At 63.2% G+C, this 13,075-nt stretch carries 13 protein-coding genes; all 13 read left to right on the forward strand.

Features of this window, described 5'->3' with window-relative positions:
* The first annotated feature begins 129 nt into the window (after nucleotides 1-129).
* The 13 genes from ACETMP_RS03350 (at nucleotide 130) to rplV (ending at nucleotide 13,074) form a co-directional block, all read left to right on the forward strand.
* Entirely contained in the window at nucleotides 130-2,190 is a 2,061-nt protein-coding gene (locus tag ACETMP_RS03350; protein WP_375159891.1) for an FAD-dependent oxidoreductase, read from the forward strand.
* A 132-nt stretch (nucleotides 2,191-2,322) separates the two neighbouring features.
* The gene (locus ACETMP_RS03355; RefSeq protein ID WP_375159892.1) at nucleotides 2,323-4,347 is read left to right on the forward strand and encodes an ABC transporter ATP-binding protein; all 2,025 of its coding nucleotides are present in this window, start codon (nucleotides 2,323-2,325) and stop codon (nucleotides 4,345-4,347) included.
* A gap of 873 nt (nucleotides 4,348-5,220) precedes the next feature.
* Nucleotides 5,221-5,592 carry a 30S ribosomal protein S12 gene (gene rpsL / locus ACETMP_RS03360; protein WP_007603006.1) on the forward strand — a complete coding sequence of 124 codons (372 nt, stop codon included), beginning with the start codon at nucleotides 5,221-5,223 and terminating at the stop codon, nucleotides 5,590-5,592.
* A gap of 15 nt (nucleotides 5,593-5,607) precedes the next feature.
* Nucleotides 5,608-6,078: a 30S ribosomal protein S7 gene (gene rpsG, locus ACETMP_RS03365; RefSeq protein WP_008136420.1), complete on the forward strand. Its 471-nt coding sequence runs from the start codon at nucleotides 5,608-5,610 to the stop codon at nucleotides 6,076-6,078.
* Nucleotides 6,079-6,111: 33 nt separating this feature from the next.
* On the forward strand, nucleotides 6,112-8,184 hold the full coding sequence (fusA, locus tag ACETMP_RS03370; protein ID WP_028137025.1) for an elongation factor G: 2,073 nt from the start codon (nucleotides 6,112-6,114) through the stop codon (nucleotides 8,182-8,184).
* A gap of 40 nt (nucleotides 8,185-8,224) precedes the next feature.
* Nucleotides 8,225-9,415: an elongation factor Tu gene (gene tuf, locus ACETMP_RS03375; RefSeq protein ID WP_008136415.1), complete on the forward strand. Its 1,191-nt coding sequence runs from the start codon at nucleotides 8,225-8,227 to the stop codon at nucleotides 9,413-9,415.
* 83 nt (nucleotides 9,416-9,498) lie between these two features.
* Nucleotides 9,499-9,807, forward strand: coding sequence for a 30S ribosomal protein S10 (gene rpsJ, locus ACETMP_RS03380; RefSeq protein ID WP_002712302.1), 309 nt, complete (start codon nucleotides 9,499-9,501; stop codon nucleotides 9,805-9,807).
* A gap of 98 nt (nucleotides 9,808-9,905) precedes the next feature.
* Nucleotides 9,906-10,619 (forward strand): 50S ribosomal protein L3, encoded by a 714-nt coding sequence (rplC, locus tag ACETMP_RS03385; protein WP_028137024.1) that lies wholly within the window; start codon nucleotides 9,906-9,908, stop codon nucleotides 10,617-10,619.
* A gap of 1 nt (nucleotide 10,620) precedes the next feature.
* Nucleotides 10,621-11,241 (forward strand): 50S ribosomal protein L4, encoded by a 621-nt coding sequence (rplD, locus tag ACETMP_RS03390; protein WP_074116741.1) that lies wholly within the window; start codon nucleotides 10,621-10,623, stop codon nucleotides 11,239-11,241.
* Nucleotides 11,238-11,540, forward strand: a complete 303-nt coding sequence (locus tag ACETMP_RS03395; protein WP_028137022.1) for a 50S ribosomal protein L23 — start codon at nucleotides 11,238-11,240, stop codon at nucleotides 11,538-11,540. Before rplD ends, ACETMP_RS03395 begins: the two co-directional genes overlap by 4 nt.
* Before the next feature lie 12 nt (nucleotides 11,541-11,552).
* Complete coding sequence (rplB, locus tag ACETMP_RS03400; RefSeq protein ID WP_126258105.1) at nucleotides 11,553-12,386, forward strand: 50S ribosomal protein L2; 834 nt, start codon at nucleotides 11,553-11,555, stop codon at nucleotides 12,384-12,386.
* Between the two features lie 12 nt (nucleotides 12,387-12,398).
* On the forward strand, nucleotides 12,399-12,677 hold the full coding sequence (rpsS, locus tag ACETMP_RS03405; protein WP_008136357.1) for a 30S ribosomal protein S19: 279 nt from the start codon (nucleotides 12,399-12,401) through the stop codon (nucleotides 12,675-12,677).
* 10 nt (nucleotides 12,678-12,687) lie between these two features.
* Nucleotides 12,688-13,074, forward strand: coding sequence for a 50S ribosomal protein L22 (gene rplV, locus ACETMP_RS03410; protein WP_028137020.1), 387 nt, complete (start codon nucleotides 12,688-12,690; stop codon nucleotides 13,072-13,074).
* Nucleotide 13,075: the final 1 nt, after the last annotated feature.

Consider the following 13,075-nt stretch of genomic DNA (forward strand, 5'->3'; position numbering starts at 1 on the left):
CCTCGCCGGCTTGCTGCGGTGCAGGATCAGGCCTTGTTCATCTTTCCTTCAGGCGTAAAAGCGCTTCTGCTAGGAGAGTTTAGACCGGTGGTCCCGTGAAGGGGGCGGACCGGAGACCACGGAACTCATATGCTTGATCTCGCAATCGTAGGCGGCGGCCCTGGCGGGCTGATGAGCGCCTGGTACCTGAAGCGCAAGCTCGGCGATCTCTGTCGCGTCACCATCTACGAGGCCTCCGACCGGCTCGGCGGCAAGATCGTCACGCGCAAGTTCGATTCCGCGCCGGCGATGTACGAGGCCGGCGTAGCCGAGATCTACGATTACTCGATGACGGGTCCGGATCCGCTGCGCGAGTTGATCCAGCATTTCGGGCTGCAGACCATTCCGATGGACGCCGAGCAGGTGCACCTCGGCGGCGAGCTGCTGAACGATGTGCCCGGCATGCGCCGCAAATACGGCGCCAAGACCGCCGCTGCGATCGAGGCCTTCCGCAAGCGCTGCACCGAGATGTTGTCGCCGGTCGAATATTACGAGGGCGTCGGCGCGCACGACAACGAGAATCCCTGGGCCTACAAGACCGCCGAGCAGGTGCTCGACGAGGAGGTCGAGGACGAGACGGCCAAGCGATTCTTCAAGGTGATGGCGCGCTCCGACATCGCGACCGAGAGCCACAACACCAACGGCCTCAACGCGCTCAAGAACTACCTGATGGATGTCGACGGCTATATCGGCCTCTATTCCATCCAGAACGGCAACGAGCAGCTGATCGAGTGCCTGCAGTCGGAGGTCAATGCCGACATCCAGCTCAATCATCGCGTGCTCACCGTGGGCAAGGCGCCGACCGGCCGCTACCAGCTCAAGATGATGAACGGCAAGGGACCGGAGACCCGCGACTTCGACCTCGTGCTGGTCTGCTTGCCGCATTCCTGGCTGGCCACGCTCGGCTGGGAAGGCGAGCAGCTGCGCAAGTCGATGGTCAAGCACGTCTCCTATTTCGACCGTCCGGCGCATTACCTGCGCGTCTCGATCCTGTTCGACACGCCGTTCTGGGGCGGGAAGATTCCCGGCGCCTGGTTCATGTCGGAAGCTTTCGGCGGTTGCTGCGTCTACAACGAGGGCGCGCGCCACGACGTCGGCAAGCACGGCGTGCTGAACTGGCTGATTCCGGGCTCCGACGCGCTGGCCTTCGCCAATCTGTCGGACCAGGAGCTGATCGACGCCGCGCTGAAGTCGCTGCCGGCCTCGCTCGGCGATGCGCGTTCGCATTTCATGGAAGGCAAGATCCACCGCTGGCTGTCGTCGGTGAACGCCATACCGGGCGGTCTGCCCGTGCGCGACGTCATGACCAATCACCGGCCGGAGCCGAAGGAGCATCCGGGCATCGTGGTGGTCGGCGACTATCTGTTCGATTCCACGCTGAACGGCCTGCTCGACTCCTCCGACGCCGCCACCGACATCATCCTGACCGAGATGATGCGCCTGCGCCGGGAACGCGCGCAGGAGGACAAGCCGCTCTCCGACAAGATCGATCGCGATTATTTCGAGAACTATCGCGGTCTCGGTCCCTACCACGAGGCCTGGCGCCACTTTACCGACCCCGATTATCTCACCAAGCTGCTCGGTATCGTCTGGGGCAAGACGAAGGGCTTCAGGCTGCTCGTCGCGGGCTCCGCCAGCGGCGAGCTGGTCGGCGCGCTGCGCGAGCGCGGCATCGATGCCTTCGGCATCGAGAACAACCGTGCCATCCACGCCAGGACGCCGAAGGCGCTGAAGAAGTACAACAAGCTCGGCTCGATCACCGACATGCCGTTCAAGGACGGCGCATTCGACTTCGTGTTCGAGACCAGCCTCTGCCACGTTTCCCCGAAGCAGGTGGTCCGCGCGATCCGCGAGCTCAACCGCGTGGTCAAGACCGGCCTCGTGTTCGGCTCGATCACCTCGGACATGGCTCCCGCCCTGATCGACCGCTACGACCTCCTGCGCGGGGTCAAGAAGCTCGGCACCTGGTGGGAATGGTCCGAGCTGTTCTTCGGCAATGGTTTCGATCTCTCGATGCACCGCAAGGACTGCACCGATGCGCTCTGGGAGGCGACGCTCGCCGCCAACAAGGGGCCAGGACAGTGGTACGCCGACGCCGACAGCCTGCGCTATTCCTTCTTTGACAAGGTCGAGGACGAGGACGAGGAATAGCCGCCGGACGCGTCGAATTCGCCCAATTGTTTTGCCGAATTCATCTTGATCGCATAGAATCGGGGCCATAGCGGTTGCCGCTATGTCCTGCTTTCTCTGCGGTCATGCCGGCCGTCAGCATCGGTTGGTTTCATGGCATCCAAGCCTCTCTCGCCCGACGACAAGCCTCTCTCGCCCGACAAACAGAAGCTCACCGCAGACAAGGCGGCCGAGCTCGACGACAAGCTCGCCGCTTCGGCCAAACCGGAGCTCGACGACGAGGAGGATGACGAGGACGAGGCGGAGGACGGCCTGGAACTCGACGACGATGACGAGGACGAGGACCTCGTCGTCTTTACTGCCCGCGAGGCCGCCGGCGCGCTCGCGACCATTCTCGGGTTCGTCAAACCCTATCTGACGAACTACAAGCGGATGCTGTCGTTCGTCGCGTTCGGCGTCTTCGTCGAGACGCTGTTCAACGTCATCATGCCGCTCAGCCTCAAGTTTCTGATCGACGAGGCGCTCGGCGAGGAAGACTTCCAGGCGCTGTACAAGATCCTCGGCGTGCTCGCCGTCGCCGGCATCTTCACCTCGATTGTCGCGGTCTGGTACGAGCGCTGGGATGCGCGGCTGGCCGCCTGCGTCATCTCGGACGTCCGCAAACGCCTGTTCGAGCACGTCCAGGACCTGCCGGCGGCCTATTTCGGCCGCACCAAGCGCGGCGAAATCCTGTCGCGCTTCTCGGTCGACCTCTCCGCGTTCGAAGGCTCGGTGAAGACCTTCGCCAACAGCGCCGCGCTGCCGTTTCTGGAACTGATCGCCGGCATCGTCCTGATGGTGTTCCTGAACTGGCAGCTCGCGGTGGTCGCGCTGCTCGTGTTTCCGATTACGCTGATCGGCCCGCGGATCCTGACGCCCAAGGCAGTGCAGGCCAATTACGAGCAGAAGCTCAACGAGAGCGCGCTGCTCGGCATGGTGCAGGAGAACGTGGCGGCGCAGGCCGTGATCAAGGCGTTCAGCCTGCAGCGCAAGATGTTCGGCTTCTTCGCCTTCCGCAACGACGAGACGCGCAACAAGATCGCCTCGGCCGCATTCCTGTCGACCATGGTGGAGCGGACGGTCACCATCTCGGTGCTATTGCTGCACCTCGTGGTGCTCGCGATCGGCGCGTATCTGGCGACCAAGGGCCAGATCACCATCGGCACCTTCGTCACCTTCGAGAGCGCGTTCTGGGAGGTTTCCTACAACATCGCCCATCTGATGCATTTCATCCCGGTGTCGATCTCCTCGGCCGCCGCGATCCGCCATATCCAGGAGCTGCTGGACGAGCCGACCCGCGGCGCCGATCGGCCCGGTGCGCCCGATTTGCCGCGCATCACCAACGACATCACCTTCGACCGCGTCACCTTCCGGTACGAGGGCAGCCAGACGCCGGTGCTGGACAATCTCAGCCTCAAGCTCGAGGCCGGCAAGCGCATCGCGATCGTCGGCCCGAGCGGCTCCGGCAAGAGCACGTTGCTCAACCTCATCCTGCGGCTCTACGTGCCCGACGAGGGACGGCTCACCATCGACGGTGTCGACGTCCGCAAGGTGACGCTGGATTCGCTGCGCCGGAGCATGGCGGTGGTGTTCCAGGAGAACATGCTGTTCAACATGTCGATCCGCGAGAACATCCGGCTCGGCAAGGAGGGCGCGACCGACGAGGAGGTGGAGGACGCTGCCAAGAAGGCCGAGATCCACCGCTACATCATGAGCCTGCCGCAGCGATACGACACGCCGGTCGGCGAGCGCGGCGACACCCTGTCGGGCGGCCAGCGCCAGCGCATCGCGATCGCGCGCGCCATCATCCGCAACCCGTCGGTGCTGCTGCTGGACGAAGCCACCTCGGCGCTGGACCAGACCACGGAAGCTGCGATCAACCGCACGCTGCTCAAGGTCGCCAAGGGCCGCACCATGATCTGGTCGACCCACCGTCTGACGTCGGTGGTCGAGATGGACGAGATCATCGTGATTTCCGGGGGCAGGGCGATCGAACGCGGCTCTCATGCCCAGTTGCTCGCCAAGAACGGCACCTATCGCAAGCTGTGGAACGACCAGATCCACCAGCCGCACGGCGCGGCCGCGCCCGTCGACGATGGCAGAGACGAGGACGACGACGACGAGGACGACGAGGAGTGACCGGACCGCGATTCGGTGATTCCGGTGATCGGCATCGGCGCGGTCCGCACCTGACGACGAGTTTTCGATTCGAGAGCTCGATCGGATAGCTCTCATTCGAATTGGTCGTGAGCGTCGAAAGTCCGCGCGGCCGACGTCGCGGACATTGGTCGTGCGGCGACTTCGGCCGCTCCCGGCGGCGCCGATGGCTGCCGAAGCGGAGAGATTAACGCCCCTTAACGCACTCCGAGCAAGAAAAGGCCGTGCCGATTATCATAAAATTGCTTTTTGTCCGGATATAAATCACAGCTGAGCTGGCGACGTGGAGGCTGTCGTCCCATATGAGTGTGAGCGCGGCGAGGCGATAAACAGCGATTTTGACAGGCTGCTGAAGCGCTTCGTGACTGTCGTTTCGCCTTGACTTGAGCGACTCCCACTTATAGAAAGCGCCTCACTTAACGACAGGCGGTGAGCATCGCCAGCGTCGGAACGGGCCACCCGTCAGATCCCCAAGGACCAGCTCCACAAGGGATCGCTCGAAGCGGGCACCAACCTCGACGAATGCCGCTCAAACGCTGTCGATCATAGCTAGGCAATGCCAGTGCGATTCTAGGTCTCTTGAGCAAGTTCTCTTGAGATCGAATTCGGATGCATGACCTCAGTGCGCAGGCCGTGGCTTTACGCCGACGGCCTCAATACTGCGGTCCTCTGTGGCGTCGAAGCGCTTTCCGCCCGTTGATGGGGTGGTTGGCGCGATTTCGCTTTGTGCGGATTGTTCCGCGGAAGGCAGCCTCGTCGGGCAGGTAGCTCGAAAGAATTTGCAGTTCCGGCAACGGGCTGCGGCAAGACAGCGGATCCGGAAGGGGCCGCGACAGAACAAAGGGTAAGGCCAGGATGCCGACGATCAACCAGCTGATCGCTCAACCGCGTGAAGTGCAGAAGTCGCGCAAGAAGGTGCCGGCGCTGCAGCAGTCGCCGCAGAAGCGTGGTGTTTGCACCCGCGTCTACACCACGACCCCGAAGAAGCCGAACTCGGCGCTTCGTAAGGTCGCCAAGGTGCGCCTGACCAACGGCTTCGAGGTGATCGGCTACATCCCCGGCGAGGGCCATAACCTCCAGGAGCACTCGGTGGTCATGATCCGCGGCGGCCGCGTCAAGGACTTGCCCGGCGTGCGTTACCACATCCTCCGCGGCGTTCTGGATACCCAGGGCGTCAAGAACCGTAAGCAGCGTCGTTCGAAGTACGGCGCGAAGCGTCCGAAGTAAGCGGGAACCAGCTCTATGTCTCGTCGCCATTCAGCGGAAAAGCGCGAAGTCCTTCCCGATCCGAAGTTCGGGAACATCATCGTCACGAAGTTCATGAACTCGGTGATGTATGCCGGCAAGAAGTCGGTCGCCGAGGGCATCGTCTATGGTGCGTTCGGCATCATCGAATCCAAGACCAAGCAGAACCCGCTCGGCGTGTTCGAGCAGGCGCTCGAGAACGTCATGCCGACGATCGAGGTTCGCTCTCGCCGCGTCGGCGGTGCGACCTACCAGGTTCCGGTCGAGGTTCGCTCGACCCGCCGGCAGGCGCTGGGCATCCGCTGGCTGATCTCGGCCGCGCGCGAGCGCAACGAGAAGACCATGACCGAGCGGCTTTCGGCCGAGCTGCTGGACGCATCGAACAACCGCGGGAACGCCGTCAAGAAGCGTGAAGACGTGCACCGGATGGCGGAAGCCAACCGCGCCTTCTCGCACTATCGCTGGTAACGGCGACACACTCGGACTCGCAAGGAACCACCCATGCCCCGCCAACATGCCATCGAGGACTACCGTAACTTCGGTATCATGGCGCATATCGACGCCGGCAAGACCACGACGACCGAGCGCATCCTCTATTACACCGGCAAGAGCCACAAGATCGGCGAAGTGCACGAAGGTGCCGCGACGATGGACTGGATGGAGCAGGAGCAGGAGCGTGGCATCACGATCACCTCGGCTGCGACCACCGCGTTCTGGGCCGGCAAGCGCCTGAACATCATCGACACCCCCGGCCACGTCGACTTCACCATCGAGGTCGAGCGCAGCTTGCGCGTGCTCGACGGCGCCGTCTGCGTGCTCGATTCGAACCAGGGCGTCGAACCCCAGACCGAGACCGTCTGGCGCCAGGGCGACAAGTACAAGGTTCCGCGTATCGTCTTCGCCAACAAGATGGACAAGACCGGCGCCGACTTCTTCAAGTGCCTGTCCGACATCGTCGACCGCCTGGGCGCCAAGCCGATCGCGATCCAGCTTCCGATCGGCGCCGAGAACAACTTCAAGGGTCTCGTCGACCTCGTGAAGATGCAGGGCATCATCTGGAACGATGAATCGCTCGGCGCGAAGTTCGACTATGTCGACATTCCCGAGGATCTGGTCGAGCAGGCCAAGGAATACCGCGAGAAGATGGTGGAGGCTGCCGTCGAGCTCGACGACGACGCCATGGCCGCCTATCTCGACGGCAAGGAGCCGGACGAGGCGACGCTGAAGCGGCTGATCCGCAAGGCGGTGCTGACCGGCGCGTTCTATCCCGTGCTGTGCGGCTCGGCCTTCAAGAACAAGGGCGTACAGCCGCTGCTCGACGCCGTCGTCGACTATCTGCCGTCGCCGATCGACGTGCCCGCGATCAAGGGCACCGACGACCGCGGCAACGAGGTCGTGCGCAAGGCGGACGACAAGGAGCCGCTGGCGCTGCTCGCGTTCAAGATCATGGACGACCCGTTCGTCGGCACCATCACCTTCTGCCGCATCTATTCCGGCGTGCTGCAGAGCGGCACCGGCGTCGTCAACTCGACGCGCGAGAAGAAGGAGCGCATCGGGCGCATGCTGTTGATGCATGCGAACAACCGCGAAGACATCAAGGAAGCCTATGCCGGCGACATTGTCGCGCTGGCCGGCCTGAAGGAAGCGCGCACCGGTGACACGCTGTGCGATCCCGACAAGCAGGTGATCCTGGAGAAGATGGAATTCCCCGAGCCGGTCATCGAGATCGCGATCGAGCCGAAGTCCAAGGCCGACCAGGAAAAGCTGGGCGTGGCGCTGGCCAAGCTCGCCGCGGAGGATCCGTCCTTCCGCGTGTCGACCGACCAGGAGTCCGGCCAGACCATCCTCAAGGGCATGGGCGAGCTCCATCTCGACATCAAGGTCGACATTCTCAAGCGGACCTACAAGGTCGACGCCAACATCGGCGCCCCGCAGGTTGCGTTCCGTGAGCGCGTCACCAAGAAGGCCGAGGTCAAGTACACCCACAAGAAGCAGACCGGCGGCACCGGTCAGTTCGCGGAAGTGTCGATCGTGGTCGAGCCGAACGAGCCCGGCAAGGGCTACGAGTTCGAGTCCAAGATCGTCGGCGGTGCGGTTCCGAAGGAATACATCCCCGGCGTCGAAAAGGGCCTCAACAGCGTGATGAGCTCCGGCGTGGTCGCGGGCTTCCCCGTGGTCGACGTCAAGGTTCAGCTCGTCGACGGCAAGTATCACGACGTCGACTCGTCGGCGCTCGCCTTCGAAATCGCAGCGCGTGCGGCATTCCGCGAAGCCCTGCAGAAGGGCAAGTCCGTCCTGCTCGAGCCGATCATGAAGGTCGAAGTGGTGACCCCGGAAGACTACACCGGCTCGGTCATCGGCGACCTGAATTCCCGGCGCGGTCAGATCCAGGGTCAGGACATGCGCGGCAACGCCAACGTCATCAATGCGATGGTGCCGCTCATGAACATGTTCGGTTACGTGAACAATCTGCGCTCGATGAGCCAGGGTCGCGCGACCTTCACCATGCAGTTCGACCACTACGCAGAAGCGCCGGCCAACGTGTCGGCAGAAGTCCAGAAGAAGTTTGCCTGATTGTCGTCGGTCTAAAGCTGACGATTGAACGGAGAGTCAAATGGCCAAAGCAAAGTTTGAACGTAACAAGCCGCACTGCAACATCGGCACCATCGGTCACGTCGACCACGGCAAGACGTCGCTGACCGCGGCGATCACCAAGGTTCTCGCCGAAGCCGGCGGTGCGACGTTCACCGCATACGACCAGATCGACAAGGCGCCGGAAGAGAAGGCGCGCGGCATCACCATCTCGACCGCGCACGTCGAGTACGAGACGCCGAACCGCCACTATGCCCACGTCGACTGTCCCGGCCACGCCGACTACGTCAAGAACATGATCACCGGCGCCGCCCAGATGGACGGTGCGATCCTGGTCGTGTCGGCCGCTGACGGCCCGATGCCGCAGACCCGCGAGCACATCCTGCTTGCCCGCCAGGTCGGCGTGCCCGCGCTCGTCGTGTTCCTCAACAAGTGCGACATGGTCGACGATCCGGAGCTGCTCGAGCTCGTCGAGCTCGAAGTCCGCGAGCTGCTCTCCAAGTACGACTTCCCCGGCGACAAGATCCCGATCATCAAGGGCTCGGCGCTCGCCGCCCTCGAAGATTCCGACAAGAAGCTCGGCCACGACGCCATTCTCGAGCTGATGAAGAACGTCGACGAGTACATCCCGCAGCCGGAGCGTCCGATCGACCAGCCGTTCCTGATGCCGGTTGAAGACGTGTTCTCGATCTCGGGCCGCGGCACCGTCGTGACCGGCCGCGTCGAGCGCGGCATCGTCAAGGTCGGCGAGGAAATCGAGATCGTCGGTCTGCGCGCCACGCAGAAGACCACGGTCACCGGCGTCGAAATGTTCCGCAAGCTGCTCGATCAGGGCCAGGCCGGCGACAACATCGGTGCTCTGCTCCGCGGCACCAAGCGCGAAGACGTCGAGCGCGGCCAGGTGCTGTGCAAGCCGGGTTCGGTCAAGCCGCACACCAAGTTCAAGGCTGAGGCTTACATCCTCACCAAGGAAGAGGGCGGTCGCCACACCCCGTTCTTCACCAACTACCGTCCGCAGTTCTACTTCCGCACCACCGACGTGACCGGTGTCGTGCATCTGCCGGAAGGCACCGAGATGGTGATGCCGGGCGACAACATCGCGATGGAAGTGCACCTGATCGTGCCGATCGCGATGGAAGAGAAGCTCCGCTTCGCGATCCGCGAAGGTGGCCGCACCGTCGGCGCCGGCGTCGTCGCCTCGATCATCGAGTAACAAGCGAATAGGGAATGGTGAGTGGCGGATAGGGATCTCTATTCGCTACTCGCTACTCGCCACTCACTAGAGAAAGCACGGCAATGAACGGCCAAAACATTCGTATCCGTCTCAAGGCGTTCGACCATCGTATCCTCGATACGTCGACCCGCGAGATCGTGAACACGGCGAAGCGCACCGGCGCGCAGGTCCGCGGACCCATTCCGCTGCCCACCCGCATCGAGAAGTTCACCGTCAACCGTTCGCCCCACGTCGACAAGAAGAGCCGCGAGCAGTTCGAGATGCGCACTCACAAGCGCCTGCTCGACATCGTCGATCCGACCCCGCAGACCGTCGATGCTTTGATGAAGCTCGACCTGGCCGCCGGTGTCGACGTCGAGATCAAGCTCTGAGCATGCCCCGAGAAGTGGGCACCGGTTTTCGGATCGGGTCATGCTCACTTACGAAGATTAGCTAGTCCGCAAGGACAGAAAGAACAGGAAGCAAGCCGATGCGCTCCGGAGTGATCGCACAAAAGGTCGGGATGACGCGGGTCTTTACGGAGGCCGGCGAACATATCCCCGTGACCGTGCTGAAGCTCGGCAATTGCCAGGTCGTAGGCCACCGTACCGAAGAGAAGAACGGTTACGTCGCGCTCCAGCTCGGTTCTGGCAGCCGCAAGACCGTTTACATGCCCAAGGCGGAACGCGGCCAGTTCGCGGTCGCCAAGGTCGAGCCGAAGCGGCGGGTCGAGGAATTCCGCGTCTCGCAGGACGCGATGATCCCGGTCGGCGCCGAGATCCTTGCGGATCACTTCGTCGTCGGTCAGTTCGTCGACGTCACCGGCACCTCGGTCGGTAAGGGGTTCGCCGGCGGCATGAAGCGCTGGAACTTCGGCGGTCTGCGCGCCACCCACGGCGTGTCGGTCTCGCACCGTTCGATCGGTTCGACCGGCGGCCGTCAGGACCCCGGCAAGACCTGGAAGAACAAGAAGATGCCCGGCCACATGGGTGTCGACCGCATCACCACGCTCAACCTTCGCGTCGTCCAGACCGATGTGGAGCGCGGCCTGATCCTCGTCGAAGGTGCCGTTCCCGGCTCCAAGGGCGGCTGGATCCGCGTGCGCGACGCCGTCAAGAAGCCGTTGCCGAAGGAAGCTCCGAAGCCCGGCAAGTTCAAGGTTGCTGGCGACGCGGAAGCCGCTCCGGCTGCGCAGGAGGCGTGAGATGGAATTGAAGGTCACCACCCTCGAAGGTAAGGAAGCCGGCTCGGTCCAGCTCTCCGACACCATTTTCGGCCTCGAGCCGCGCCAGGACATCATTGCACGTTGCGTGCAGTGGCAGCTCAACAAGCGCCAGGCCGGTACGCATAAGGCCAAGGGCCGCGCCGAGATCTGGCGCACCGGCAAGAAGATGTACAAGCAGAAGGGCACCGGCGGTGCTCGTCACGGCTCGGCTCGCGTGCCGCAGTTCCGCGGCGGCGGTCGTGCCTTCGGTCCGGTGGTGCGTTCGCACGCCACCGACCTGCCGAAGAAGGTCCGCGCGCTCGCTCTGAAGCATGCGCTCTCGGCCAAGGCCAAGGACGGCGATCTCGTCGTGATCGACAAGGCCGCGCTGGAAGCCGCCAAGACCAAGGCGCTGCTCGGTCACTTCTCGGGTCTGGGCTTGACCAACGCGCTGATCATCGACGGTGCCGAGCTCAACAACGGTTTTGCCGCTGCGGCCCGCAACATCCCGAACATGGACGTGCTGCCGATCCAGGGCATCAACGTCTACGACATCCTGCGCCGTCAGAAGCTCGTTCTGACCAAGGCCGCCATCGATGCGCTGGAGGCGCGCTTCAAATGACGAAGAACATCGAGGCTCGCCACTACGACGTGATCGTTGCGCCGGTCGTGACCGAAAAGGCGACGATCGCCTCCGAGCACAACAAGGTGCTGTTCAAGGTCGCCGCGAAGGCGACCAAGCCGCAGATCAAGGAAGCGATCGAGAAGCTGTTCGACGTCAAGGTCAAGAGCGTCAACACGCTGGTCCGCAAGGGCAAGACCAAGGTCTTCCGCGGCAATCTCGGCTCGCAGTCGAACACCAAGCGCGCGATCGTGACCCTCGAAGAGGGCCACCGGATCGACGTCACCACCGGTCTGTAAGGTCGTACGACGATGGCACTGAAGAAATTCAACCCCACGACGCCGGGCCAGCGCCAGCTGGTCATGGTCGATCGTTCGGCCCTCTACAAGGGCAAGCCGGTCAAGGCGCTCACCGAGGGCAAGCATTCCTCGGGCGGCCGCAACAACACCGGCCGCATCACCGTGCGCTTCCGTGGCGGCGGTCACAAGAAGACGCTGCGCACCGTCGATTTCAAGCGCGAGAAGATCGACGTCCCCGCGACCGTCGAGCGGCTCGAGTATGATCCGAACCGCACCGGCTTCATCGCGCTGATCAAGTATCAGGACGGCGAGCAGGCCTATATCCTGGCGCCGCAGCGCCTGGCCGTGGGTGACACCATCGTCGCCGGCAACTACGTCGACGTGAAGCCGGGCAACGTCATGCCGCTCGGCAACATGCCGGTCGGCACGATCATCCACAACATCGAGGTCAAGATCGGGAAGGGCGGCCAGCTCGCCCGTTCCGCCGGCACCTACGCCCAGCTCGTCGGCCGTGACCAGGACTACGTCATCATCCGCCTGAATTCGGGCGAGCAGCGCCTGGTGCACGGCCGTTGCCGCGGCACGATCGGTGCGGTGTCGAACCCGGATCACATGAACACCTCGATCGGCAAGGCCGGTCGCAAGCGTTGGATGGGCCGTCGCCCGCACAACCGTGGTGTCGCGATGAACCCGATCGACCATCCGCACGGCGGTGGTGAAGGTCGTACCTCGGGCGGCCGCCACCCGGTCACGCCGTGGGGCAAGCCGACCAAGGGCAAGAAGACCCGCACCAACAAGTCGACCAACAAATTCATTCTCCTAAGCCGCCACAAGCGGAAGAAGTAAGGAACGCCGGACATGGTTCGTTCAGTCTGGAAAGGCCCGTTCGTCGAGGGTTCTCTGCTCAAGAAGGCAGATGCCGCGCGCGCGTCCGGCCGTCACGACGTCATCAAGATCTGGAGCCGTCGTTCGACGATCCTGCCGCAGTTCGTCGGCCTGACCTTCGGCGTCTACAACGGTCAGAAGCACGTGCCGGTGGCCGTCAACGAGGAAATGGTTGGTCACAAGTTCGGCGAGTTCTCGCCGACCCGGACCTTCCATGGCCACTCCGGCGACAAGAAAGCCAAGAAGGCTTGAGGATTAAACGATGAGCAAACCTAAGCGCGAACGGAGCCTCGCCGACAACGAGGCCAAGGCGGTCGCCCGGATGCTGCGGGTGAGTCCGCAGAAGCTCAACCTGGTGGCCCAGCTCATTCGCGGTCGTAAGGCTGCTGCTGCGCTCGCCGATCTGCAGTTTTCGCGCAAGCGGATCGCGGTCGACGTCAAGAAGTGCCTGGAATCGGCCATCGCCAACGCCGAGAACAACCACGACCTCGACGTCGACGATCTCGTCGTGGCGCAGGCCTTCGTCGGCAACGGTCTCGTGATGAAGCGCTTCGCCGCTCGCGGCCGGGGTCGCTCGGGCCGGGTCTACAAACCATTTTCGCAGCTGACGATCATCGTTCGTCAGGTCGAAGCTGAAGCCGCCGCTTAAG

Origin of the sequence: Bradyrhizobium dasycarpum (assembly GCF_042019905.1) — a bacterium.
GTDB lineage: Bacteria > Pseudomonadota > Alphaproteobacteria > Rhizobiales > Xanthobacteraceae > Bradyrhizobium > Bradyrhizobium japonicum_B.